27 protein-coding genes and 1 other annotated feature are annotated in these 23,836 nt (G+C 47.3%); of the genes, 26 read left to right on the top strand and 1 reads right to left on the bottom strand.

The annotated features are described in order from the left end of the window. The first annotated feature begins 124 nt into the window (after window positions 1–124). From DCM90_RS01830 to recN, 17 genes are all read left to right on the top strand, one after another. Window positions 125–1,000 (top strand): exonuclease SbcC, encoded by an 876-nt coding sequence (locus DCM90_RS01830; protein ID WP_109249653.1) that lies wholly within the window; start codon window positions 125–127, stop codon window positions 998–1,000. Continuing rightward, window positions 993–1,946 (top strand): hypothetical protein, encoded by a 954-nt coding sequence (locus DCM90_RS01825; RefSeq protein WP_109249652.1) that lies wholly within the window; start codon window positions 993–995, stop codon window positions 1,944–1,946. The genes DCM90_RS01830 and DCM90_RS01825 overlap by 8 nt, the downstream gene beginning before the upstream one ends. A gap of 17 nt (window positions 1,947–1,963) precedes the next feature. Then, a complete protein-coding gene (locus DCM90_RS01820; RefSeq protein WP_109249651.1) occupies window positions 1,964–2,455 on the top strand; it encodes a hypothetical protein in 492 nt (163 codons plus the stop codon). Between the two features lie 86 nt (window positions 2,456–2,541). Continuing rightward, entirely contained in the window at window positions 2,542–3,174 is a 633-nt protein-coding gene (locus DCM90_RS01815; RefSeq protein WP_109249650.1) for a TetR/AcrR family transcriptional regulator, read from the top strand. Window positions 3,175–3,240: 66 nt separating this feature from the next. Then, window positions 3,241–3,317, top strand: a sequence feature (ribosomal protein L21 leader region). 21 nt (window positions 3,318–3,338) lie between these two features. Further along, window positions 3,339–3,647, top strand: coding sequence for a 50S ribosomal protein L21 (gene rplU, locus DCM90_RS01810; protein WP_109249649.1), 309 nt, complete (start codon window positions 3,339–3,341; stop codon window positions 3,645–3,647). A 19-nt stretch (window positions 3,648–3,666) separates the two neighbouring features. Then, window positions 3,667–4,008, top strand: a complete 342-nt coding sequence (locus DCM90_RS01805) for a ribosomal-processing cysteine protease Prp (protein WP_109249648.1) — start codon at window positions 3,667–3,669, stop codon at window positions 4,006–4,008. A gap of 28 nt (window positions 4,009–4,036) precedes the next feature. Beyond that, complete coding sequence (gene rpmA, locus DCM90_RS01800) at window positions 4,037–4,330, top strand: 50S ribosomal protein L27 (protein WP_306419285.1); 294 nt, start codon at window positions 4,037–4,039, stop codon at window positions 4,328–4,330. 160 nt (window positions 4,331–4,490) lie between these two features. After that, complete coding sequence (efp, locus tag DCM90_RS01795) at window positions 4,491–5,051, top strand: elongation factor P (RefSeq protein WP_109249647.1); 561 nt, start codon at window positions 4,491–4,493, stop codon at window positions 5,049–5,051. Between the two features lie 41 nt (window positions 5,052–5,092). After that, window positions 5,093–5,539 carry an Asp23/Gls24 family envelope stress response protein gene (locus tag DCM90_RS01790; protein ID WP_109249646.1) on the top strand — a complete coding sequence of 149 codons (447 nt, stop codon included), beginning with the start codon at window positions 5,093–5,095 and terminating at the stop codon, window positions 5,537–5,539. After that, a complete protein-coding gene (gene nusB, locus DCM90_RS01785) occupies window positions 5,539–5,952 on the top strand; it encodes a transcription antitermination factor NusB (RefSeq protein ID WP_109249645.1) in 414 nt (137 codons plus the stop codon). The genes DCM90_RS01790 and nusB overlap by 1 nt, the downstream gene beginning before the upstream one ends. A gap of 162 nt (window positions 5,953–6,114) precedes the next feature. Beyond that, window positions 6,115–6,978 (top strand): bifunctional 5,10-methylenetetrahydrofolate dehydrogenase/5,10-methenyltetrahydrofolate cyclohydrolase, encoded by an 864-nt coding sequence (locus DCM90_RS01780; RefSeq protein ID WP_109249644.1) that lies wholly within the window; start codon window positions 6,115–6,117, stop codon window positions 6,976–6,978. Beyond that, entirely contained in the window at window positions 6,979–8,319 is a 1,341-nt protein-coding gene (gene xseA, locus DCM90_RS01775) for an exodeoxyribonuclease VII large subunit (RefSeq protein ID WP_109249643.1), read from the top strand. 4 nt (window positions 8,320–8,323) lie between these two features. Next, window positions 8,324–8,575 carry an exodeoxyribonuclease VII small subunit gene (locus tag DCM90_RS01770; protein ID WP_109249642.1) on the top strand — a complete coding sequence of 84 codons (252 nt, stop codon included), beginning with the start codon at window positions 8,324–8,326 and terminating at the stop codon, window positions 8,573–8,575. Then, complete coding sequence (locus tag DCM90_RS01765; RefSeq protein WP_109249641.1) at window positions 8,562–9,452, top strand: polyprenyl synthetase family protein; 891 nt, start codon at window positions 8,562–8,564, stop codon at window positions 9,450–9,452. The genes DCM90_RS01770 and DCM90_RS01765 overlap by 14 nt, the downstream gene beginning before the upstream one ends. Before the next feature lie 9 nt (window positions 9,453–9,461). Then, the gene (locus tag DCM90_RS01760; protein ID WP_109249640.1) at window positions 9,462–10,283 is read left to right on the top strand and encodes a TlyA family RNA methyltransferase; all 822 of its coding nucleotides are present in this window, start codon (window positions 9,462–9,464) and stop codon (window positions 10,281–10,283) included. A 66-nt stretch (window positions 10,284–10,349) separates the two neighbouring features. Then, on the top strand, window positions 10,350–10,799 hold the full coding sequence (locus DCM90_RS01755; protein ID WP_109249639.1) for an arginine repressor: 450 nt from the start codon (window positions 10,350–10,352) through the stop codon (window positions 10,797–10,799). A 56-nt stretch (window positions 10,800–10,855) separates the two neighbouring features. Continuing rightward, window positions 10,856–12,562 carry a DNA repair protein RecN gene (recN, locus tag DCM90_RS01750; protein ID WP_109249638.1) on the top strand — a complete coding sequence of 569 codons (1,707 nt, stop codon included), beginning with the start codon at window positions 10,856–10,858 and terminating at the stop codon, window positions 12,560–12,562. Window positions 12,563–12,652: 90 nt separating this feature from the next. Here the strand turns inward: recN and DCM90_RS01745 are convergent, their stop codons facing one another. Then, window positions 12,653–12,988, bottom strand: coding sequence for a hypothetical protein (locus tag DCM90_RS01745; RefSeq protein ID WP_109249637.1), 336 nt, complete (start codon window positions 12,986–12,988; stop codon window positions 12,653–12,655). A gap of 142 nt (window positions 12,989–13,130) precedes the next feature. On the opposite strand from DCM90_RS01745, the gene gmk reads away from it, so the two are divergent. From gmk to rsgA, 9 genes are all read left to right on the top strand, one after another. Beyond that, window positions 13,131–13,745, top strand: coding sequence for a guanylate kinase (gmk, locus tag DCM90_RS01740; protein ID WP_109249636.1), 615 nt, complete (start codon window positions 13,131–13,133; stop codon window positions 13,743–13,745). Continuing rightward, window positions 13,746–13,961, top strand: a complete 216-nt coding sequence (rpoZ, locus tag DCM90_RS01735; protein WP_109249635.1) for a DNA-directed RNA polymerase subunit omega — start codon at window positions 13,746–13,748, stop codon at window positions 13,959–13,961. A gap of 130 nt (window positions 13,962–14,091) precedes the next feature. Then, window positions 14,092–15,312: a bifunctional phosphopantothenoylcysteine decarboxylase/phosphopantothenate--cysteine ligase CoaBC gene (gene coaBC, locus DCM90_RS01730; protein WP_109249634.1), complete on the top strand. Its 1,221-nt coding sequence runs from the start codon at window positions 14,092–14,094 to the stop codon at window positions 15,310–15,312. A gap of 18 nt (window positions 15,313–15,330) precedes the next feature. Then, the gene (gene priA, locus DCM90_RS01725) at window positions 15,331–17,739 is read left to right on the top strand and encodes a primosomal protein N' (RefSeq protein WP_109249633.1); all 2,409 of its coding nucleotides are present in this window, start codon (window positions 15,331–15,333) and stop codon (window positions 17,737–17,739) included. A gap of 24 nt (window positions 17,740–17,763) precedes the next feature. Further along, the gene (gene fmt / locus DCM90_RS01720) at window positions 17,764–18,711 is read left to right on the top strand and encodes a methionyl-tRNA formyltransferase (RefSeq protein ID WP_109249632.1); all 948 of its coding nucleotides are present in this window, start codon (window positions 17,764–17,766) and stop codon (window positions 18,709–18,711) included. Then, the gene (rsmB, locus tag DCM90_RS01715; protein ID WP_109249631.1) at window positions 18,708–20,045 is read left to right on the top strand and encodes a 16S rRNA (cytosine(967)-C(5))-methyltransferase RsmB; all 1,338 of its coding nucleotides are present in this window, start codon (window positions 18,708–18,710) and stop codon (window positions 20,043–20,045) included. The genes fmt and rsmB overlap by 4 nt, the downstream gene beginning before the upstream one ends. 22 nt (window positions 20,046–20,067) lie before the next feature. Beyond that, window positions 20,068–20,817, top strand: coding sequence for a Stp1/IreP family PP2C-type Ser/Thr phosphatase (locus tag DCM90_RS01710; protein ID WP_109249630.1), 750 nt, complete (start codon window positions 20,068–20,070; stop codon window positions 20,815–20,817). Then, a complete protein-coding gene (pknB, locus tag DCM90_RS01705) occupies window positions 20,817–22,832 on the top strand; it encodes a Stk1 family PASTA domain-containing Ser/Thr kinase (protein WP_109249629.1) in 2,016 nt (671 codons plus the stop codon). Before DCM90_RS01710 ends, pknB begins: the two co-directional genes overlap by 1 nt. A gap of 98 nt (window positions 22,833–22,930) precedes the next feature. Beyond that, on the top strand, window positions 22,931–23,833 hold the full coding sequence (gene rsgA, locus DCM90_RS01700) for a ribosome small subunit-dependent GTPase A (RefSeq protein WP_109249628.1): 903 nt from the start codon (window positions 22,931–22,933) through the stop codon (window positions 23,831–23,833). The last annotated feature ends 3 nt before the right edge of the window (window positions 23,834–23,836 follow it).

Raw genomic sequence — 23,836 nt, 5'->3', positions numbered from 1 at the left:
GCGTTTTTTTTGTAGATTCGGGAAATTTTAGCCATTTGGCTTTATCTTTAGGCGTTTTTTCGGTAACATTAATCTAGTATAAATAACATTTCATGGATGTAAAACATGCGAATGAGGGATATAAATGGAAAATCAAGAAAATGTACATACGACGGAACCTTCTGATAATAATTTGAATACGGTTATCGCGAATAAGCTGAGTTACTTACAAGCCCTACAAACCGCCATTCAAAATCAGGATGATCGTAAAGTCTATGAATTGTTGGATCAGCAACGATACGATCAAGAAATTAGAAACAACTCTGAAGCTCAGCCAACGGCAAATGCTCAGTTGGTTGCGGATAGTCATGCCGAATTAAGCCACTATTTAAGTGAAAAGCTGATTGATTATCTTGGCCACACCTACCCATTTTTCTACTACGATGAGTTTGCCCTCGGTCAGTTTCATATTTACTTCGGTAACTGGTGGGATCGGCGCTTGTTCGGTTCGCTTGACGTGTTAAACGTCGCGTTTAACTTTGATTCAGATGAATTTAATAAGTTACAGCAGACGTTTGAATTGGCTCGGTCTGGTAAACGGCTTAATTCTGATAAGATTGATGAGATCAGTGCAGAAAGTGAACAGTTGCAGGATTTGATTGATCAACAGGATGAACGTGATGCGAAAAAGGCGGCTCTTCGTTCTCAGATGAAGGAAAACAGCCAGAAGAGCACGATGCCATGGGATTCCGGTAAGGTCAAAGAAGAACGGCAACAGTTGATTGATCAACTCAGCGACTTGGCCGATGAAGACGAGCGGGCATTGAACTCGAATAAGACCATTAAGGAAAATGATGATCGAATTCTAGCTTTGTCCAAGGAAAACACCATTATGGAATACGAAAAGCAGAGTGTTGAGGGGACCTTTGGCGACTTTAATAAGTTCCAGGCCCACAATCAAAGCCTTTACGTTGATTATCTGAACAGCCTCTTTGGAGCGGGGGTGAAGTCTAATGACTAACGATGAAACACAGTCCAAGGACGTCTCAACCCTCACAACCAGTGGGCGACTGACGAACTATAATAACGCCATTAAAAGCGGCCTTGAAAAGGGAATTTCCTTTACTAAGCTGATGGATCAACTGATCAATACGGCTAACCCGGATGAATTGGTATCCGCCGCCACTCAGTTGGCCGGTTTTAGGCTAAATTCAGATTTTGTGACTTTCCCTCATCAATATAGTAATGCCGACTACTACCTGTTATTTATGAGCCGTTTACTAGAACTTCACGATCAGGGCAAACAGGTGATTTTACATTCGGTTCCCCATCGTGAAGAACTATCGCAGCAGTTAACAAGTTTAGGTGATCGGGGTTCGTTTGACTTCATTATGGAGAATAATGAGGGCGGCGGTGTGTTTTACGAAGAGCAAGCTTCTGGTCAACGGTTATTCTACTTGAACTTAGAAAAACATATGATGCGGTTTAACAGTCACGCCCTGACCCAGTTGTTTATTATCGATTACAGAGGAGACGTTCCGGAACAAACGATTAAAACGGCCTTACAAGTGCTGATTGATTTTGGAACCTATCTAAAACGGGATTACGGCTTTTCCGTGGACTTTAACATTTTGGATACGGCTAACGCCCAAATTTACCCGGTTAAGGACGCCCAGCTAAGCGCTGAAATCGTGGATAAATTATTTGTGAGTGCGGCTGAAAATGGCTATATGCTGCAAAATACCGATCGGGGCCGGGGAGCAGTGCTGCAACTACCTGACGACGTGGTTGTGACGGTATTTGACAACCAAAAGGATGGGACGCCTGAATGGGCAATTGCTGTAAACGACCCCAACCAAGCCGTTTCCTGGTTTGACGTAATTCTGAGATATGAATTTATGCGCAACTGGTACCTGAACAACCTTGGTCAGTTGGAAATTAAATCCGATCCACTCATGTTTACGTAGAAGGGACCGAGTAAAGAATGCTAGACTTAGCAAAAATGCTGCAGCAAACGATTATTGCGGATAATGCGTTTAAAGCGAACCATCAAGTGACGCTATCCGGTCAGCAGGGTAAGGAGCGGGCGTACGTCCAGTGTGATACGGCTCTAGCTAATCTGAGGTCGACGGCCGACTTATCCAATGAGGCGAACGTCTCTGAGATAAGTCAGCGCTATGCCGCCGGTCTAATTGGCTTTTTGCTGATTGCAGCGAAGCAGACTTGGTCGCAGGTGATTGTCATGAAGCCGGATGATTATCAACGGTTATTAAAGACAAAGGTCAGTTCTGATTGGGACGAACACTATTTAATTACTAAACGTCTGATTTTTAACAGCTATTTTGAACATCGGCAAGATGATTTTCGTCATGCCTGGCGACTCTACCTAAAGTTTGGGCTTGTAGACTTAAAGCTATCTGAGACTGCTATTAGGGAAGCCTTCGAGGCACAAATGGAACAGGTAAACCAAGGTTAGATGCCATAATAGAAGCGAAGCGGGACGGATCAAATGATTCTGACCGGCTTCGCTTTTACATTAATTTTAATAATGGGGGTATTGGAATGAATGCTTTAGACGCACGAGTGACGAAAACCCGAGAGAAACTGACCGCTGCCTTGATTGATTTAATGAACGAAGCACCATTGGAGAAAATCTCGGTGCAGAAGTTAACCACCCGAGCGCATGTGACCCGCGGAACCTTCTACCTGCACTACCAGGATAAGAATGACTTTATTCAACAACTCATGTCAAGGACGCTCGATGAATGGCTGGAAAGCGCACGGGTACGTGCGAATTTAGTAGCAACGGACCCGGTTAAATGGCAAATGACGGCTAGCGGTGAGATCGAACGTTTTTCGTTAATTAGGGCCTTACAGTTTGTCGCTGAACGCCGGGACCTCTTTTTATTATTAATTCGAAATGAACATTTCTTTCAGTTTCGAAAGCAACTATCTGAACGGTTAACGTTGGGCGTCAAACAGTTTTATCAGCAGCTCCAGTCAGAGATCGGTGAACTAACGGTCCCAATTGATTTACAGGCCGCGTTTTTAACCTCTGCATTTCGGGGAATCACCTCACATTGGTTAGAGGTTAATACGATGTACGCCCCCCATTTTGTTGATGAAGCCTTCCAGTCACTAACTCACCGTGAGTTAACCCAGTTAATTGTGGCCGATTGGTTTAGTGCGGATTAATGTCGATTAAATCTTGACTGATTTAACGGAGTTGGGTATACTGGTAGCTGTTGTATATGTGGACTTCCACAGCTGCAACCGCACAGAACGAGCAATTAAGCCTGATTAGTCAGCACTCGATTCTGGCGAGTCTAAGTTTAACTATTTTAAGGAGGTGCACATTCATGTACGCAATTATTGTTACTGGCGGTAAGCAATACAAAGTCCAAGCGGGCGATGCTGTTTACGTCGAAAAGCTCAACGTTGAAGCAGGCGACAAGGTTACCTTTGATCAAGTTGTCTTTGTCGGTGGTGATACAACCAAGATCGGAACGCCAACTGTTGATGGCGCAACGGTTACTGGAACTGTTGAAAAGCAGGGCCGGGAAAAGAAGGTTGTCACTTTTAAGTACAAGGCCAAGAAGGGTCAACATACTAAGAAGGGTCACCGTCAACCTTACACGAAGGTTGTTATTGATGCCATCAACGCTTAATCAGTGAGGCGAGGCTGTTATGATTCACGCAACGTTTTTTCGGAACGCTGATTCTCAAATCAGTGCCTTTAAACTTACCGGTCACGCCGATTCTGGCGATTACGGACATGATATCGTTTGTGCGGCGGTTTCTGTACTATCAATTAGTACGGTTAACGGCCTGCAACGGGTTGCCCAACTCGACCTGGATGTTGATAGTAACGACACCGAGGGCGGGTACTTACGGGTCACACTGTTGCCAACAAACGATTCAACTCGTGAGGATCGTGGACAAACCCTCCTTCAATCGTTTGAAGACGGGTTGCACGATGTAGCTGCCAATTACTCAGATTATATTACGATGACACAAGTATCCAATTAAACAGCGATGGAGGTGCACAAACATGCTGATGAACATGAATTTACAGTTCTTCTCTCACCATAAGGGGGGTGGATCGACTTCTAACGGTCGTGACTCAGCTGGTCGTCGTCTTGGGACGAAGGCTGCTGATGGCTCAACTGTTACCAGCGGTTCAATCTTATACCGCCAACGCGGTACCCACATCTACCCAGGCAAGAACGTTCGCCGTGGTGGAGATGATACGTTGTTCGCTGTCGCAGACGGTGTCGTTCGTTTTGAACGTCTTGGCCGTGACAAGCGTCAAGTTTCAGTATACCCAGTAGCTGAAGCAGCTGCTAAGTAACGATTAAAATCGTTCATTTCAGAAAAGCCCGAGCGAAATTTAGTTTCGTATTCGGGCTTTTCTTTTTGGGCTAAGACGAAATCGGAACCTTAGAGAAGTCTTGCCAAGAGTGGGTTAAACTTGATATGATAGAGAAGAAATATTTTAGGAGGGTTATAGCATGGCTATTTCTACTGCAAACTTTAAAAACGGCTTAACCATTGAAGTCGACAACGCTATTTGGCGCATTATTGAGTTCCAACACGTTAAGCCTGGTAAGGGTGGAGCCTTTGTTCGGACGAAGTTAAAGAACTTACGGACGGGTGCCGTTCAAGAAAAAACATTCCGTGCCGGTGCTAAGATGGAACAAGCCCAGATTGATTCCCGGACGATGACGTACCTGTACAACGATGGTACTGATTACATCTTTATGGACGTTGACACTTACGAACAAGTTGCGGTTCCTGCAGAAAACGTCAAGAATGAAGCGAAGTATTTGCAAGAAAATATGGTTGTTTCGATGACGTCATTTGGTAATGAAATCCTGGGGGTTGAAGTACCAAACACTGTTGATCTTGAAGTGGCTGAAACGGAACCAGGAATCAAAGGAAGCACTGCTTCTGGTGGTTCAAAACCTGCAACCATGACGACCGGTTTGGTTGTACAGGTGCCATTCTTTGTTAACGTTGGTGATAAACTAACCGTTAACACTCAAGATGGTTCATACATTTCACGTGCCTAACTTCTAATTATTAACGCAGATGAGTAAGGGAGGTTCTTCCATTGGCTGAAAATACCAATATTATTCTTGAATCTAAAGAACCAGCAATGGGGCACATTGAAGTCGCCCCCCAAGTTCTGGAAATTATTGCGGGCATCGCTGCCTCACAAACTGAGGGAGTTGCGCGGATGCGCGGCTCGCTTGCTAATAGCGTAACCGAATTATTTGGTCGGAAAAGGGAACACGGGAAGGGTGTTAAGCTGACGTTTGACGAAGACGAACTCTCCGTTGATGTCTATGTATACCTTAATTACGGTGTTTCAGTTCCTCACGTTGCCCTTCAGATTCAGGATAATGTTAAGCAGCAACTGCTGTTTATGACCGAACTGAAGCTGCGTGATGTTGACGTTCACGTGGAAGGAGTTATTCCTGAAAAGGTTGACACTGGCGTTGACCCGAATAACTTGTTTGACGATGAGGACAATAACGAAGGAGACAGTGAGCAGTAGTGGCCTTAACACGACATCAAGTACGGGAACGGGCCTTTCAGGTCTTGTTTGCCCTGAACGCAAACCCTGATGGGGATAAAGATGCGTTGATTCAACAGGTTCTAACGGACGATCCGATTCAGGCCGTTCCGGTTCCGCCATACTTGCAAGAATTAGTTGACGGCGTCCTTGACCACGAGGAAGAGCTAGACGCACAAATCAAGCCCTACCTGAAGTCTGGCTGGACCATGAGTCGGATTAACAAAACGGATTTGATTCTGTTGCGGTTAGCGACCTACGAGATTAACCAAGTCGCTGATACACCAAACCGAGTAGCGGTTAATGAATCCCTTCAATTAGCTAAGGAATATAGTGATGAAAAATCACGCCGGTTTATTAACGGGGTCCTTAGTCACGCACTTGAAAATGAGTAGCTTTTAAACCTTAAAGAAATCGATTGACATCCTCTGGTTGTTGGTCGATTTTTTGTTTTGCATGATAAGATATTTCCGTATGGAACATGGTGTCACCCCCTGGGTTATGCTAAAATTAACTCTAATAGTAGGACATAGACGATGAGAAGGGATGACCAATGAGTGGCAATTAAGATTGATGGAACGGCGCTGGCAAACCAGGTTAATGAAACCACGTTAAACCGGGTCGTTGAAATGTCAAAGCGGGGCAGGGTTCCCGGATTAGCGGTGGTATTAGTTGGCAACGATCATGCAAGTCAAATTTATGTTCAAAACAAGGAACGGACCGCCAAAAAGCTTGGAATTCACTCTGAAGTCATTCGGTTGCCTGAATCAACAACCCAGCGTGAACTTTTGGATCAGGTTAATGAATTGAACATGGCGCCCGCCATTGATGGCATTCTCGTTCAGTTTCCCTTGCCCGCTCACTTAGACGAGGTTGAAGTAACCAGAACCATCCTGCCAGAAAAGGACGTGGATGGCTTCCACCCGGACAACTTAGGCCGGCTATTTGAGGGCGATCATGGATCCTTTCCAGTTGCCTGTACGCCACAGGGGATTATGACAATGCTGGAGTCAGTCAAGACCCCGTTAAAGGGTCAGAACGCCGTCGTTGTCGGTCGAAGTAAAATTGTTGGTCGGCCGATGTCGGCGTTGCTTTTACGGGCGGATGCGACGGTAACGATTGCCCACCGATATACCCCAGCCGATGTTTTACCGGTCTATACTCGGAATGCCGATATCTTAATTGTCGCAACGGGGATTTACCATCTCATTACGGCTGATATGGTTAAGCCTGGAGCAACGGTGATTGACGTTGGAATGGACCGGGATCCTGATGGAAAGCTGGCTGGTGACGTCGATTATTTCGAGGTTGAAAAAAAGGTCCGGGCAATCAGCCCCGTTCCGGGTGGCGTGGGTCCGATGACAATCGCAACCCTGATGAAGCAGACCGTTGACTTAGCAGAATGGCACGAGGAACGGTAAATGGCAGATTATTTAAGTGTTTCAGCGTTAACGCAGTATCTAAAACGTAAATTTGATGTTGACCCTTACTTAGGAAAGGTTTTTTTGACCGGCGAAATTTCTAACTTTCGGTTGCGGCCGAATGCTCACCAGTACTTTAGCTTAAAGGATGATAACGCTAAAATTAACGCGATTATGTTCAAATCCAGTTTTCAAAAGCTGAAGTTTCAGCCGGAAACCGGGATGAAAGTCCTCGTCACCGGCCGGGTATCCCTGTACGAACGAACCGGAGAGTATCAAATTTACGTTGATCGGATGGAGCCAGACGGCGTAGGACAGCTTTTTGAAGCTTACGAACAGTTAAAACGTAAGCTGGCGGATGAGGGATTATTTAGCCGGCCCAAACGCCCGTTGCCACGCTTTCCAAAGCGGATTGCGGTCGTAACCAGTCCTAGTGGGGCTGTGATTCGGGATATTATTACGACGGTCCGGCGGCGGTTCCCCATCGCCCAAATTGTGCTTTTTCCGGCCTTAGTTCAAGGCCAGGAGGCAGCTCAAGATATTACCCGCCAAATTAAGCGGGCTAACCAAATCGGCAGTTTTGATACGTTAATTATTGGCCGGGGCGGGGGCTCGATTGAAGATTTATGGCCCTTTAACGAAGAGAGTGTGGCCCGGGCGATTGCGGAAAGCCAACTTCCCGTGATTTCGTCCGTGGGCCATGAAACGGATACAACGATCGCAGATTTAGTTGCGGATGTTCGGGCAGCAACACCAACGGCAGCGGCAGAATTAGCCGTTCCCGTGTTATCTGACGTGCTGGCGGAAATTTTAAAGGAACAGAATCGACTCTACTTAGCAACGTCAAACCTAGTGAAGAACCGCCAAAACCAGCTGAATCGGATTCGGCAATCCTACGTGTTCCAACAGCCACAAAGATTGTACGAGGCTTATTTGCAGCGATTGGATACTGCCAGTCGTCATTTGAACCAGGTCATGACAACCGGGGTGACTGATCTAGAACAACGGCTTCAATTGGTTCGGCAGCGATTGCTGGCGGAGTCACCGACACGGCTGACCCACGATGATCAGGCCCGGGTGAGCCGGGATACAGATTTTCTGAACCGTGCCATCCAACAAAGTTTGCAGACTAAACGGCAACGAATGGAACGAGCTGTCCAGTCGTTAGATCAATTGAGCCCCCTTAAAATTATGGGGCGCGGATTTACGTATACAACGGCGGACGATGAGGTGATGACATCCATCAAGCAGTTGCACCCGGGAACCAAAATTGATTTGCACTTTGCTGATGGGTTGGCAACGGCTACCGTTGAGACGGTGAAACCACATGAGGAGGAATAGTAAAATGAGCGAAGCTAAACAGCCGACGTTTGAGGAAAACTTAACGTCGTTAGAAGAAATTGTTACCCACCTAGAACAAGGGAACGTTCCCTTAGAAGAAGCGTTAGATCAGTTTCAAACGGGAGTTAAACTGTCCAAACAACTCCAGGAGACCCTTGATAGCGCCGAAAAAACGCTGGCCACGATTATGGATGATCAGGGAAAAGAAGAGGCCTTTGAAGTATCTAACGAAGGTGACGTGGATGACGCAGAATAACGAATTGGCCGAGTTTGAAGCTGTGTTCCGGCCTCAAATTAATGCCTATCTGCATGATAATATCCCAAGGGACGTGAATGAATCAACCCTTGCAGAGGCGATGAGTTACTCTGTCGATGCAGGTGGCAAACGGCTGCGGCCGTTGTTATCACTTGCCGTTTTAACTACTTTTGGTCAGGCCCCAACGGAAGCTGAATTGCGGGCCATCTGTGCCTTAGAGCTCTTGCATACCTATTCCTTAATTCACGATGATTTACCTGCGATGGATGACGATGCACTGCGGCGGGGCGAACCCACCAATCACGTGAAATTTGGGCCGGGCATGGCAACGTTAGCCGGCGACGGACTCTTGACGTTAGCCTTTCAGTGGTTAAGCGACTCAGACGTTTCCACAGATAAAAAAATTCAGTTGGTTCAGGCGTTAACTCGGGCTGCGGGTCCTTCAGGCATGGTAGCGGGTCAGGCCTTGGACGTTGAAAATACGCATCACCGGTTAACCTTACCCGAGTTGCGGACCCTCCACCGGGAAAAAACGGGCGCCCTTATTCACTATGCGGTCGAGGCTGGGACCATCTTAGCTGAAACGGCACCTAGTGTTCGAGATGGGTTGTTAGCGTACGCTGACGACTTTGGGTTAGCCTTTCAAATTTACGACGATATTTTGGACGTGACCAGTTCGCCTGAGAAAATGGGGAAGGCCACCCAAAAGGATGCGGCCGAAGAAAAGAATACGTATCCAAGTTTAGTTGGACTAGCAGAGAGTCAGGAGCTGCTTGATGACACGGTTTCACGGGCGAAGGAACATTTGATTGAAACTGCAGCGACCTTTGGATTTTCGCCTGATTTGTTACTGGCATTTTTAAGTTATTTTGGTTAGGATGGCACTATGGAAAAAAAACGGGTAGATGTACTCGCGGTTGAACAAGGGTTGTTTGATACGCGTGAGAAAGCAAAGCGGGCCGTTATGGCTGGCGAAATTTTAGGTAAGAACGAAGAACGGCTCGATAAACCGGGCCAAAAAATTCCGGTTGATACGGAACTTCATTTAAAGGGCAAGCCCATGCCCTACGTTTCGCGGGGCGGGTTAAAGTTAGAGAAGGCGCTCGATGTTTTTCACATTGACGTCACGGGGAAAACGGTTCTGGACATTGGTTCGTCAACCGGTGGATTCACGGATGTTGTCCTACAACGGGGCGCCAAAATGGCTTATGCGTTAGACGTTGGAACGAATCAATTAGTGTGGAAGCTAAGGTCCGATCCCCGGGTTACCGTAATGGAAAACACTAATTTTCGTTACAGTCAGCCAGATGACTTTACGCTTGGTCAACCTGATTTTGCCTGTACGGACGTTTCCTTTATTTCGTTAGAATTGATTTTGCCACCCCTAAAACCCATTTTAAAAGTCGGTTCGGACGTGGTCGTATTAATCAAACCCCAGTTTGAAGCGGGAAAGGAAAACGTTGGTAAACACGGAATTGTCCGGGATAAAAAGGTTCATCAAGCAGTTTTAGAAAAAATTCTGAATTTTGCGGTGACAACAGGATACAGCATTATTGGACTTGATTTCTCCCCAATTAAGGGGGGCTCCGGGAACATTGAGTTTCTAGCCCAGTTGCGTAACGTGGCTTCGGACGCTGAAGTTATGCCCAACGTGTCCATTGAAAAAACCATGGCGGCGGCGTACGAAAATCTGAACCAAGTTCTATAAGCAGCTGTAAAATTTCCGAATAATGAGCTATTATTAAGTAAGATAGTACTCGTCAGGAGGGGAACTATGAATAAGCGAGAGCGACAACAACTAATGCGACACTTGATGAAAGTCACCACCGTTTCAAAGCAGACTGATTTTGTTAACTTACTGGCGGAACAAGGAATTGAGGTGACGCAAGCCACCGTTTCACGTGACATTAGTGAGATGCAGCTCGTGAAGGTTCCCGCGGAAGGTGGGTTTCGGTACGCTGAACCGGCCCAAAAACGGTTGGATGCCCAGTTGAAGTTTGAGCATACCTTACGGACGGCCTACGTTTCAATTGATCACCAGGATAAAAACGTGCTGATTAAGGTTTTGCCGGGTAACGGGCCAGCACTAGCTAGCTTGGTAGATCAAATTAATGATAATGCGATATTTGGTACGCTAGGCGATGATAATACCGTGTTAATCATTTGTAAGACCACCTATAGTGCAACCCAGCTTGCTAACAACATTAAAACGATAGCAGAATAAAAGGTAAAGGGGCAGTGGATGACGCGCCCTTTTTTATTTAGAGGGAGGCGACAACCATGTTAGAGGAATTATCAATTCGAAACTTTGCCATTATTGATCATTTAGACGTTGAGTTCTCAAAGGGCATGACGGTCCTAACGGGGGAAACGGGGGCCGGAAAATCTATTATTATTGATGCGGTTGGACTGCTGGCAGGTGGTCGCGGCTCCGTCCACTTTATCCGGACGGGAGCAGATAAGGCGGTTATTCAGGGAAGTTTCTCGTTTCCAAAGCACGGGGTGACCTACCGGGTGCTTGATGAATTAGGCATTGACCACGAAGATGGGACGGTGATCCTGCAGCGGGAAATTTATAAGAGCGGCCGAAACGTTTGCCGGGTGAACGGAATGCTGGTCAACACCACCACTTTAAAACGGATTGGTGAAACGGCCGTTGATATTCACGGTCAAAACGAACATCAGGAATTGATGCAGCCGGAAAAGCACCTTGGTATGCTGGATGAGTTTGCAGACGGCAAAGTAGCTGAGTTACGGACCACCTATGAAGAGTTGTACCAAAACTATCAGCACTTGGATCATCTGGTAAGGGAAAAGCATGACAATGAGCAGGAATGGGCTCAACGGTTAGATATGCTTCGGTTTCAAGTCAAGGAAATCGGGGAAGCCGATTTAAAGTCCGGGGAAGAAGAGAGTCTCACCACCGAACGTGATCGACTAGATAATTTTCAAAAAATCAACGATTCGCTCCAGGAGAGTTACCTTGCGCTAGCGGGCGAGGATACCCCGGGCGCCGTGGATATTGTTGGTCAGGCCATGTCCAGCTTACAGTCAATCGCGGATTTTGATCCGGCATTTCGTGAACTATCTAACAGTGTGGAGGCTGCCTACTACGGGCTGCAAGACGCTGAGGGCGATATTTCGAATCAGATTGACTTATTAGAATGGGACGATGAACGGTTAAACGACATTGAAAAACGGTTAGAATTAATTTCGGAGTTAAAACGAAAATATGGGGATACCGAAGCTGAGATTTTAGATTACTACCATAAAATTCAAGTGGAACTTGCTGGTATGGAAGAAAGCAATTCAACGGATGAAGACTTAGATGCGGAGTTAACAACCGCAAAATCCAAGGCCTTAACGGTTGCCCGACAACTGTCACAGGAACGCCAGTCCGCAGCTAAACGTCTTGAAACGGATATTCACCACCAATTAGCGGACCTTTACATGGCCAAAACGGTGTTTGAGGTTCGGTTTAATCCCAACCACCAAAAATTAACGGCCACGGGAATTGACGACGTTGAATTCTGGCTGCAAACGAACCCCGGTGAGGAAATGCGACCATTAGCTAAAACGGCTTCCGGTGGTGAACTCTCCCGAATCATGCTCGCCTTAAAAACCATTTTCTCTCACGCTCAGGGCGTGACTTCAATTATTTTTGACGAAGTCGATACGGGGGTCAGCGGCCGGGTCGCCCAAGCGATTGCTGAAAAGATTAGTGACATCGCGGCCGGATCACAGGTATTAGTGATTACTCATTTACCTCAAGTTGCTGCAATGGCTGATCACCACTACTTTATTGCTAAAACCATTGTTGGCAAACGAACTGAAACGAGTCTAACTCGGCTCGAGATGGCGGACCGACCGGCAGAAATCGCCCGGATGTCCGCAGGAACTCAAGTTACTAAGCTCGCGTTGGAACACGCCCAGGAGTTATTAGATATGGCGGAACAAGTGAAGCAAAAACAGGGTCAATCCACTTAAGACCAAAAAGCCGCTAACTGCAATTACAGCAGCTAGCGGCTTAATTGATGAGGCAACCTTGCTTAACGGAGCTTGCCAATCATACTTAATCTACCGGGCCAAGAGACGACTCACGTAGTGAACTTGTTCGGGACAGATTAAAACGGTCAACCCTGGTTGGGGGGTCTGTAAGACGTACCGCCCGTGGTAATCCTTGATTAAAATTCCGATTTGTGTGACCGGTTGGCCAGTGAGATCTAGAAAGGTAACGGCTAAACTATACTGGTTTGCCAAGGCCTGTGCCAGAAATAACCGGACCTGAAACGTTGGCATAGCAACGGGTACCGGGTGTTGGTTAATCTGAATATCATCAAAGAGATCGTGGTACAGGGTTGTTGCTTCATTGCCAAGACGCTTAAATGAAGCGGCCGTTCGTTGATTGTCCATTATTTATCCACCTCGAACATGTGTTTGTAAGTCCATTATACGAACATGCGTTTGAAATAGCAAGATAAATTTTGGGCCTTGCCAAATGGGGAAAAGTAGTGCAATATAGAAGTATTATCGTAACGAAGGGATTCAGTAGACTATGGTAAAAAAAGGAATGCTGATCGTCTTATCCGGGCCGTCTGGCGTCGGTAAGGGGACCGTGCGTAAAGCGTTATTTGAGGAACCAGATGCTGATTTCTCATACTCGATTTCAATGACGACTCGTCAGCCGCGACCAGGTGAACGTGACGGTATTGATTATTACTTTGTTAGTAAAGAAGAGTTTGAGGAAAATATTCGCAACGGCGAAATGTTAGAGTACGCAAAGTACGTGGACAACTACTATGGAACGCCACTCAAGTACGTTAATCAAACACTTGAATCCGGTCAAGACGTCTTCTTGGAGATTGAAGTGAACGGTGCCATGCAAGTTCGTGCCGTTGCCCCCGATGCCGTGTTTGTCTTTTTGACGCCACCGGACTTGATTGAATTAAAGCATCGGTTAATTGGCCGGGGAACTGATGATATGTCAGTTATTGATAAACGCATCAAGCAGGCCGCTACTGAAATTCGGATGATGCGAAACTATGACTACGCGGTGGTTAACGATCAAGTTGATAACGCCGTTGAAGCCATTAAAACCATTATTAAAAGTGAACGGCTACGGGTTACCCGTGTAATGCCGGAATATGAATCCATGTTAGGAGACGATTAAATGTTACTCTATCCATCAGTCGATGATTTACTTGACCGGGTCAACTCTCGCTACTCGCTTATTATGCTCGCTTCCAAACGGGCACACGAATTAGAAGCTGGAGCGAAGCCGTTACTTGCCGACTATAAGTCACCAAAGACCATTGGCCGGGCACTTGAAGAAGTGGCTGCCGGGGTATTGATGATTGATCCCGATGAAAAAGATTTAGATAACTAAACCGAGGACTGAACCAGCTGGCGTTGTTGACGTCTGGGTTCAGTTTTTTTATTGTCAATTGATGAGGTCAGGGGCTTTTTACCTGTGATCTTGTTACAATAGACCTAAACGGGTTTGGGAGGTTTTGCAAATGCAATTGGCACATCAAAACGTGGCGCTTTACGTTACGGGAAGTATTGCAGCGTACAAGGCGGCGTTCTTGGCCCGGCTGCTTATTAAGGCTGGCGCAAACGTTCGGGTTGTTGAGACCGAGGCGGCCGCAGAGTTAGTGACACCGCTGACGTTTGAAAGTTTAACGAAGGCCTCGGTTCTCACAACAACGTTCACCTTGGACCATCCGGCCCAGATTGAGCACATTGAATTAGCGGATTGGACTGATATTGCAATTGCGGCCCCGGCTACGGCTAATTTCATTGCCCAAATTGCCAATGGACTGGCTAATGATGCAGCTAGTCTAACCTGGTTGGCCACAACGGGAGCTAAATTTGTTGCACCAACGATGAATACCCATATGTTAGAAAATCCGGCAACGCAACGCAACCTGGCCCAATTGGAAGCCGATCGCGTTTACTTACTGGCGCCAGAAGCGGGTTTCTTAGCGGAAGGGTACGAAGGCTTAGGCCGAATGCCGGAGCCTGAAACAATTGTAACCCGGATATCTGAGGTGGCCGATGAGCCGTTAACCACCGATAATAAGTTGGCGGGAAAACGGGTGGTTGTGACCGCTGGGGGCACCCGGGAACATTTAGACCCGGTCCGCTACATTGGCAATGAATCCTCGGGGAAAATGGGGTATGCCATTGCTCAAGCTGCGGTTAATATGGGGGCGTATGTCACCCTCGTCTCAGCACCTACCCGATTGACGCCGCCAGCTGAAGCTGAGGTGATCCCAGTTGAGTCAACGGAAGAGATGCGGGATGCAGTGGTTTCAGCCTTTCAACGTAGTGACGTACTAGTAATGGCTGCAGCTCCCGCAGATTTTCGTCCCGTGGCGGTGGCTGATCAAAAAATTAAGAAATCAGCGGATAACGATCGGTTACAAGTCGACCTAGTTAAAACTCCGGATATTTTGAAGGCGGTAGCGAAAGTGAAACAGCCCGGTCAGTTTACCGTTGGATTTGCGGCCGAAACCCAAAACTTATTGGCGTTTGCTAACCAAAAGTTAATGGATAAGGGAGTTAACATGTTGGTGGCTAATGATGTCAGTCAGGCCGGAATTGGTTTTAACGGCGACCAAAACCAGGTGACCTTTTTATTACCGGATCAAGCACCCCAAAAAACGCCAGTTCTGACGAAGACGGCAATTGCAAAACTAATTATGACTAAGATTAATGATGTGTGGACCGTGTAAACCTGGAGGGGGATTAGATTGGCACAAATTGCTTTAATTATTGTGGACGTTCCAACCATGCAAACCAACGATCCCTATTCGTATGTCATTCCAACGGATCTTCAAAATCAAATTGAAGTTGGTATGCGGGTCGTTGTGCCATTCGGTAGGGGTTCTCGGCTAGTCTTAGGGATGGTCGTGGGACTTCAAGAAGAAACGGACTATGATGGCAAATTAAAGGCCGTTTTGTCGGTTATGGACTTAGCACCCGTATTAAATCCGGAGTTATTAAAACTATCGGATTGGCTAGCGGAAACGACCTATGCGTTTAAAATCTCCTGCATGGAAACGATGCTGCCTAGTGTGATGCGCGCTAAATATGAAAAGACGGTTCGCATGACGGGGGATGTTCCGCAAGACGTTCAAGACCGGCTATTTGGGGATCAGGAAGAAATTATTTATGATCCGGAAAAGATGCCGGCACAGGATGTTAGCGAGTTACTCCGGTTACGGGCTGCTGGTCAGATTGAAATGGATTATCACGTTAAAAATCAGGCGAAGGCCAAGACACAGTTGACCATCACGCCATTAATGACGCCCACCGAGTTAGCCAATGAACGGCAAAATGTAAAACCAAACGCCAAACGGCAAATTGACCTATTGAACTACTTAGGGACCATTCAAGGACAAACCGTTTCTCAGCATCAGGTCATTACAGAAACTGGAATTTCGGCAGCGGTCATTAGTATGGGGGCGCAAAGGGGCTGGCTGAAAAAGGTGGCGCTTGAAACGTACCGGGATCCAACCCATGAAGTTACCCGGACGGAGCCGCTAGCCTTAAATGATGAACAGCAAGTGGCAGTCAATCGGATTGACGAGGCCATTCAGGGACGGCAAGCCCATAACTTCCTATTGGAGGGGGTAACGGGATCGGGTAAAACTGAGGTTTATTTGCAGACCATGGCTCAAGCCCTAGCCATTGGCCGAACTGCCCTCATGTTGGTCCCTGAAATTTCCTTAACCCCCCAGATGGTGAATCGGGTTAAGTCACGCTTTGGATCAAAGGTTGCGGTACTGCACAGTGGACTATCGACTGGTGAGAAGTATGATGAATGGCGCCGGATCGAACGTCACGAGGCTCAAGTAGTGGTAGGAGCGCGGTCCGCAGTTTTTGCTCCCCTCGACAACTTAGGGATCATCATTATGGATGAAGAACATGAAACCAGCTATAAGCAGGATGAAATGCCCCGGTACCATGCGCGTGAGGTTGCCCTGTGGCGGGGTGAGTATCATCAATGCCCCGTCGTTTTAGGCAGTGCAACCCCGTCCTTAGAAACGCGGGCGCGATCCCAAAAGGGACTCTATGAGCGGCTCATGTTACCGCATCGGATTCATCAGCAACTCCCCACGGTTCAAATTGTGGATATGCGGGATCAACTAGCAAACGGGCAGGAAACTAACTTTTCGGACGCGTTAAAAACTGCCATTAACGAACGGTTGGATCGCCACGAACAGGTTGTGTTGATGCTCAACCGCCGGGGATTTTCATCGTTTGTCATGTGTCGGGACTGCGGCTTTGTGCTTAAATGTCCTAACTGTGATATTTCATTAACGTTGCATATGGACACCCACACCATGAAATGCCACTATTGTGGACATGAAGAAGGGATCCCCAAAATTTGTCCCAATTGCGGGGGGCATAAAATTCGTTATTACGGAACGGGAACGGAAAAGGTTGAACAGGAACTGCGTGAAAAGCTCCCCGAAGCCCGGGTTTTGCGAATGGATGCGGATACGACCCGGAAAAAAGGGGCGTTTGAACGAATTCTGACCCAGTTCGGCAACCATGAGGCCGATATCTTACTGGGCACCCAAATGATTGCGAAGGGCTTGGACTTTCCTGATGTGACCTTGGTTGGCGTATTAAACGCAGATACCGCGTTGGGCCTCCCCGATTTTCGGGCAAGTGAACGAACGTTTGAACTGTTAACGCAGGTTGCGGGCCGGGCAGGCCGGGCTGAAAAGCCGGGCGAGGTCCTGATTCAAACTTTCAACCCGGATAATTACGCCATTCAATTGGCGGCCCAGCAAGATTACGAACGGTTTTACGGGGTCGAAATGCGAATTCGACATCAAGGGGACTACCCACCATACTTTTACACGGCTCAAATTACAGCGAGTCACGAAGATGAAGCCGTAGCAGCTAAGGCCATGTATGAAATTACGGGGGAACTACAACGTCGATTGTCGCCTGAGACCATTATCTTGGGACCAACCCCGAAGGCAATTGCTCGCGTTAAGCGTCGGTACTTCTATCAGGTGGTCGTGAAATATAAGCATGAGGCTGCGCTAAAGGCAACGTTAACAGATATCTTACAATCCACCCAGTCCCCGGAACGTCGGGGCTTAAAAATTGCCATCGATCCAGATCCGTATAACTTTATTTAACTCGTTAGAAAGTAGGTTTTATCCATGACATCCGTTATATTTATGGGGACCCCGGAATTTTCGGCCCCAATTTTACAGGCGTTAATTGATCACCATTACGATGTGGTGGCCGTTGTCACTCAGCCTGACCGTCCGGTGGGGCGGAAACACGTTTTAACGCCATCACCCGTCAAACAGGTGGCCGTCGAGAATGAGATTGAAGTGTTACAACCCGAAAAATTATCGGGGAGTCCTGAATTGGCCCGGGCAATTGAACTCGCCCCGGATCTAATTATTACGGCGGCTTACGGCCAATTTTTACCCACTAAATTGCTTAATGCGGCGAAGATTGCTGCAATCAACGTTCATGCGTCACTACTGCCAAAGTACCGGGGTGGGGCACCCGTCCACTACGCAATAATGAATGGCGACGCAGAAACCGGCGTATCCATTATGTACATGGTGAAACAGATGGATGCGGGGGATGTGATTGCTCAGGCGACGTTACCAATTGAAAAAACGGATGACGTTGGGACCATGTTTGAAAAGCTCAGCGACCTTGGCCGGGATTTATTGTTAGCCACGCTCCCAGATTTAATTGCTGGAAAGGTCAACCCGGTTGTTCAAGATGAAGCTCAAGTCACCTTTTCACCCACGATTAAGCCCGAAGAAGAACACGTCGACTTTAATCATACTGCCGAACAAATCGACAATCAGGTTCGTGGATTACGACCGTTTCCGACTTCCTACGTGGTACTTGACGGTAAACGAACGAAGCTATGGGACGTGAGCGTCATGGACCAGTCAACAATGTTAACCCCAGGGAAGGTGGTTGCTAAAACGAAGCACCAGCTTTTACTGTCGGCGGGGAACGGAACGGTGATCGGACTTAACCGCATTCAACCGGCTGGTAAACCCCAGATGAGTATCACAGACTATTTAAATGGAACGGCCGACCAATTGGCCGTGGGTGAGCAGGTGATTGATTTATGAGTGAACAAACGGAGAATCCCCGCAGCTTAGCGGTGACCGCATTAGAACGGATCCAAAACGGGGCTTATTCTAACCTGCAGTTAGATCAGATGCTGGAAAAACACCATTTATCTGCCCGTGATCGGGGCCTATTAACAACCATCGTGTATGGTACCATTCAACACAAGATGACCCTGGACTACTACTTAGCCCCATTCATTAAACGACCGCAAAAGGTTCAACCGTGGGTTCATGCCCTGCTGCAAACGGCAGTTTATCAAATTGTGTATCTCGATCGGGTTCCTAAGCGGGCGGTATTTAACGAAACCATTAATATTGCCAAATTTCGGGGGCACGAAGGGGTCCGTCGGTTTGTGACCGGTGTGTTACACGCCATTGATCGACAGGGGTTACCCGATGTTGATCAAATCAAGGATCGTGATGAACGGTTAGCCGTTACGTTTTCGGTTCCCGTCTGGCTGATCCAAGAAATGACTACCCAATTTGGCCCAGAAAAATGCGAGAGTATTTTAGAGGTGATTAACCAACCCGCAAATCAATCCGTTCGGGCTAACCTCGCTGTGACCGATGTTAACCGGGTAAAAACGGCGTTAGAAGCGGAAGGTTACGAAGTGACAGCATCCGAAGTGGCCGCCGATGCCCTGCTAGTTCATGGTAAACCCGCCAATATGAGTGACCTCTTTTCGGAAGGGTTTATGACCATTCAAGATGAAAGTGCCATGTTACCGGCCGAAGCACTTGACATTCAGGGCCAGCTCCAAATTCTTGATGCCTGTGCAGCACCAGGGGGCAAAACCACCCAAATGGCGGCTATGATTGATGGTGGTCAGGTAACGGCGTTAGATTTGCATCCCGCTAAAGTGAAGTTAATTAAGGCCAATGCCAAACGGTTGCACGTTAACGATCGGGTGACCGCGATGGCCTTAGATGCACGAAAAGTAGACGAAAAATTTGCCGATGAGTCCTTTGATCGAATTTTAGTGGACGCACCCTGTTCAGGGTTTGGGCTGGTACGGCGGAAACCTGAAATTCGGTATGAGAAGACGCTCCAGGATTCCGAAAACTTAAGCCAAATTCAACGAACAATCCTGGATCGGGTGGCGCCGAAGCTTAAGAAAAACGGTATAATGGTGTACAGCACCTGCACGATTTTAGAGCAGGAAAATGAAGCGGTAGTGACAGATTTTCTTACATCACATCCCGACTTTGAAAGTGTCCGAGTCGAAACGGCTCACCACTTAAAAGCGGATCGACAGACCGACAGTCTAACAATTTATCCCGATGATTTTGGTTCGGATGGATTCTTTGTTAGTGCCTTTAGGCGTCGTTCCTAAGGAATAGGAAGGTGCAATTTAAATGGAAGTAGCCTATCAAACGTCCGTGGGCAAACAACGAACTGAAAATCAAGATTACGTGGGGGTCTTTTCAAATCAGGCCGGCCTCTCATTTGCCATTATTGCGGACGGTATTGGGGGCAACCGGGGCGGAGATGTTGCGTCAGAAATGGCGGTTTCACACCTTGGGTATCGATTTGAAAAAACCACGTTTTCAGATGTTACTTCAGCAAACCAATGGCTGTCCCAGGTCATTTCCGTTGAAAATCAATCCATCATTGATAAATCCCACCAGTTTGCGGATTTGGACGGGATGGGAACAACCTTAGTCGCCGCCATTCTGTTTGAAAAGGAATTTATTATTGCAAACATCGGTGATTCACGGGCTTACTTACTGCGGGACCATAAACTACGTCAGCTAACGGAGGACCATTCGTTAGTTAATGAACTGGTAAAACGCGGTGAAATTTCAAAGGCGGATGCAAAACACCACCCCCATAAAAACATTATTGTGAAATCACTGGGGATCTCGGATGATGCCACCTTCGATTCGAACAAGTACCCGTTAGCCATTGGTGATCAACTGTTGTTGTGTACGGATGGCTTAACCAATATGGTTTCCGATGATGAAATTATAAACGTTTTAACGGCCCACACTGACGTTCAGGCGAAGTGCCAACGTTTAGTGACGTTAGCCAATGAAGCAGGCGGCCTGGATAACATTACGGTGCTCCTCGGTTTTGTGAATGAAGACGGGGAGGTGGCAGGCTGATGCAACCCGGATACATCCTCGGAGGTCGATATCAGATTATTCGGGCGCTTGGTGAAGGGGGAATGGCGAACGTTTACTTAGCCCATGATCGAATTTTGGATCGGGACGTTTCGGTCAAATTGTTACGGTTGGACTTACGGGACGATCCCCATACCATTAAGCGATTCCACCGGGAAGCTAAGGCGGCTAGCGAGTTAATTAGCGATAACATTGTCGCCGTATTAGACGCTGGTGAAGAAAATGGAACCCAGTTTTTGGTCATGGAATACGTGAACGGAACGGATTTAAAGCAGTACATTAAAAAACATTTTCCGATTCCCTATCAAGAAGTCATTAACATCATGGAACAAATCTTGGCGGGGGTGAAAGCCGCCCACCGGCAAGGAATTATTCACCGTGATTTAAAGCCTCAGAATATTTTAATTAACCGAACTGGATTGGTTAAAATTACCGATTTTGGAATTGCCATTGCCCTATCTGAACATGCCTTAACCCAAACGAATACCGTATTGGGTTCCGTTCACTATCTTTCGCCGGAACAGGCACGGGGAGGAATGGCCACGTGCCAGTCCGATATCTATTCCTTAGGGATTATTTTGTATGAAATGCTGACGGGCTCCGTACCCTTTGAGGGGGAAACGGCGGTCTCCATTGCCCTCAAACACTTTAAAAATGAGGTTCCGTCAGTTCGTGAATTTGATCGGCGAATTCCACAAGCGTTGGAAAATGTTGTCCTAAAAGCGACCGCTAAGCAGCCGAGTGACCGATATGAATCAGTCGAAGACATGGCGGACGATTTAAGCTCGGCACTAGCGCCATCGCGGAGTGACGAACCTAAGTACCGGCCGCAACCAAATGACGATGGCGAAACAAAGGTGATCTCATCGGCGGCGATTACGGAAGAGTTAAGTCGATTCAGGCAGTCGGGAGCTTCCATAGCTGATTCGGCGGAAATAAGCCGGGATGACACCCGCCAAAACCACAAAAAAAAGAAACGGCCCAACCGACATCCACGTCGGCGCCGGTTTGCCATTTTCGTTGGCGTCCTGTTTTTTCTGTTTTGCGGGGTCGTCATTGGACTAGCGTTGTCCCGTCCGCAAATGGGGACGGTTCCTGAAGTTAACGGGGCTTCCTTAACTACGGCCAAGCACCAGCTGGAAAATCAGCACTTAAGGACGGGAAAAATTCACTATCTAACCAACGAAAAAGTAGCTAAGGGCCGAATTATTAAAACGGAACCCGTGTCTGGAACCGAATTACGCCAGGACACCACCGTTGGAATTTGGCTTAGCAGCGGCCCTAAGAAAATCAAGTTGGCTAATTACATTGGTAAAAACTATGCGATGGTAGCGGCGGAACTCGAAGCTGAGGGAGTTACTGTTGATCGTGAATTATTAAGTTCCTCGACAGTGGCAGCGGGCCGAATTATTCAGCAGGATGTTCCGGATGGCAAACGCGTTTTTCCAAAGAAAACGACCGTCCATTTTACCGTTTCTTCCGGATATAAAGAAATTACACTTCCGGATTTAAGCGGTAAGACAAAGTCCGAAGCCCAACAGTTTGCGGATCAAAACGCCCTTAATATCACTTATCAGTACCAATATTCCTCGGACGTTGAAAAGGATCGGGTGATTTCACAAAAACCCGGTTCGGAAGCGGTCGTCAGGGAGGGCGGAGAGTTGGCCGTTGTGATTTCGAAGGGGGTCCAGAAGAAGGACGATAAAACGGATAGTTTTACCGTTAACGTGACGGTGCCGTTTTCGGCAAACGAGACTTCTTCTAGCTCGACCTCTTCGGGGAGCAACGCGGCTTCCAGTTCCGAAAATGTCGTCCAAGTTTATATCCGTGATTCCGATCACTCAATGAACTCGGTGTACCGGCAATTAACCATTTCAAAGGCCACGGAAGTTTCTATTCCCTATACGGTGGCAACCGGTAAAACTGCGGGCTATAAAATTGTCCGGGACGGCAAAACCGTGATGCAGGATAATAACTTGACGGCTGATTCGCACTAGCCGCCATTTAAAAAGTTAAAAATTATCGTTTTGGCGCTTAATTTCCTTTATAATGAGAAGGGAACTAAGCGTCTTTTTTTAGCAAAGGGGGTGAGAGGATGAGTGAAGGACAAATTCGGCAATCTTTAAGTGGGTTTTATGATGTTGCGGATGACCAGGACGGCAAAATTTACCGGACCCGGGCCCGCGGGAATTTCCGTAAGCGAAAAATAACGCCCCTAGTTGGGGACCATGTGACCTACGAAAGCTCAACGGCAACGGAAGGGTACATATTGGCCATTCATCCACGGCGTAACTCTTTGGTACGACCACCAGTGGCTAACGTGGATCAGGGAGTGGTGGCTTCTGCAGTAGCTCAACCGGAATTTTCAACGAATCTACTTGATCGCCAGTTAATTGCGTTGGAGGTCGCGAACATTGACCCCATTATTTACTTTACTAAGACGGATCTGATTAGTGACGACCAATTCGCTAAGTTTGAAACTCTGGCGCAGGGGTATCGATCAATTGGGTACCCCGTGTTGCTTAGTCGGGAACCATTTAGTCCGAATGGGTTAGCTGATCTAAAACGACATTTTAAGGGGAAGGAAACGGTAATTATGGGTCAAACTGGGGCTGGAAAATCAACCCTGTTAAACCATGTTTCCCCTGACCTTAATTTGGCCACCGGAGAAATTTCGACGGCGTTAAACCGTGGCCGGCACACCACAAGAAAGGTGGGGCTGCTTGAAATTGCCGATGGTTTAGTGGCGGATACCCCGGGATTTTCATCCTATGAAACCCTTGATATCGAGGCCAAAGATTTGGCTGATTACTTCCCCGAATTTCGCCGGGCGGCGGTAGATTGTAAGTTTCGGGGGTGCGTTCACATCAATGAACCTGGGTGTGCGGTTAAACCCCTAGTTGCCGATGGGACCTTTATGCAAAGCCGGTATGATAATTATTTACAACTTTATCAATTGATAAAGGATAAAAAACCTGTTTATAAAAAAAAGAAATGAGGC

Origin of the sequence: Levilactobacillus bambusae (assembly GCF_003124125.1) — a bacterium.
Taxonomy (GTDB): domain Bacteria; phylum Bacillota; class Bacilli; order Lactobacillales; family Lactobacillaceae; genus Levilactobacillus; species Levilactobacillus bambusae.
This window is presented reverse-complemented; position numbering and strand designations above follow the sequence as displayed.

Coding starts and splice junctions, on each gene's coding strand:
- DCM90_RS01830 (WP_109249653.1), top strand. CDS start 125: ATGGAAAATCAAGAAAATGTACATACGACGGAACCTTCTGATAATAAT.
- DCM90_RS01825 (WP_109249652.1), top strand. CDS start 993: ATGACTAACGATGAAACACAGTCCAAGGACGTCTCAACCCTCACAACC.
- DCM90_RS01820 (WP_109249651.1), top strand. CDS start 1,964: ATGCTAGACTTAGCAAAAATGCTGCAGCAAACGATTATTGCGGATAAT.
- DCM90_RS01815 (WP_109249650.1), top strand. CDS start 2,542: ATGAATGCTTTAGACGCACGAGTGACGAAAACCCGAGAGAAACTGACC.
- rplU (WP_109249649.1), top strand. CDS start 3,339: ATGTACGCAATTATTGTTACTGGCGGTAAGCAATACAAAGTCCAAGCG.
- DCM90_RS01805 (WP_109249648.1), top strand. CDS start 3,667: ATGATTCACGCAACGTTTTTTCGGAACGCTGATTCTCAAATCAGTGCC.
- rpmA (WP_306419285.1), top strand. CDS start 4,037: ATGAACATGAATTTACAGTTCTTCTCTCACCATAAGGGGGGTGGATCG.
- efp (WP_109249647.1), top strand. CDS start 4,491: ATGGCTATTTCTACTGCAAACTTTAAAAACGGCTTAACCATTGAAGTC.
- xseA (WP_109249643.1), top strand. CDS start 6,979: ATGGCAGATTATTTAAGTGTTTCAGCGTTAACGCAGTATCTAAAACGT.
- DCM90_RS01770 (WP_109249642.1), top strand. CDS start 8,324: ATGAGCGAAGCTAAACAGCCGACGTTTGAGGAAAACTTAACGTCGTTA.
- DCM90_RS01765 (WP_109249641.1), top strand. CDS start 8,562: ATGACGCAGAATAACGAATTGGCCGAGTTTGAAGCTGTGTTCCGGCCT.
- DCM90_RS01760 (WP_109249640.1), top strand. CDS start 9,462: ATGGAAAAAAAACGGGTAGATGTACTCGCGGTTGAACAAGGGTTGTTT.
- DCM90_RS01755 (WP_109249639.1), top strand. CDS start 10,350: ATGAATAAGCGAGAGCGACAACAACTAATGCGACACTTGATGAAAGTC.
- recN (WP_109249638.1), top strand. CDS start 10,856: ATGTTAGAGGAATTATCAATTCGAAACTTTGCCATTATTGATCATTTA.
- DCM90_RS01745 (WP_109249637.1), bottom strand. CDS start 12,988: ATGGACAATCAACGAACGGCCGCTTCATTTAAGCGTCTTGGCAATGAA.
- gmk (WP_109249636.1), top strand. CDS start 13,131: ATGGTAAAAAAAGGAATGCTGATCGTCTTATCCGGGCCGTCTGGCGTC.
- rpoZ (WP_109249635.1), top strand. CDS start 13,746: ATGTTACTCTATCCATCAGTCGATGATTTACTTGACCGGGTCAACTCT.
- coaBC (WP_109249634.1), top strand. CDS start 14,092: ATGCAATTGGCACATCAAAACGTGGCGCTTTACGTTACGGGAAGTATT.
- fmt (WP_109249632.1), top strand. CDS start 17,764: ATGACATCCGTTATATTTATGGGGACCCCGGAATTTTCGGCCCCAATT.
- rsmB (WP_109249631.1), top strand. CDS start 18,708: ATGAGTGAACAAACGGAGAATCCCCGCAGCTTAGCGGTGACCGCATTA.
- DCM90_RS01710 (WP_109249630.1), top strand. CDS start 20,068: ATGGAAGTAGCCTATCAAACGTCCGTGGGCAAACAACGAACTGAAAAT.
- pknB (WP_109249629.1), top strand. CDS start 20,817: ATGCAACCCGGATACATCCTCGGAGGTCGATATCAGATTATTCGGGCG.
- rsgA (WP_109249628.1), top strand. CDS start 22,931: ATGAGTGAAGGACAAATTCGGCAATCTTTAAGTGGGTTTTATGATGTT.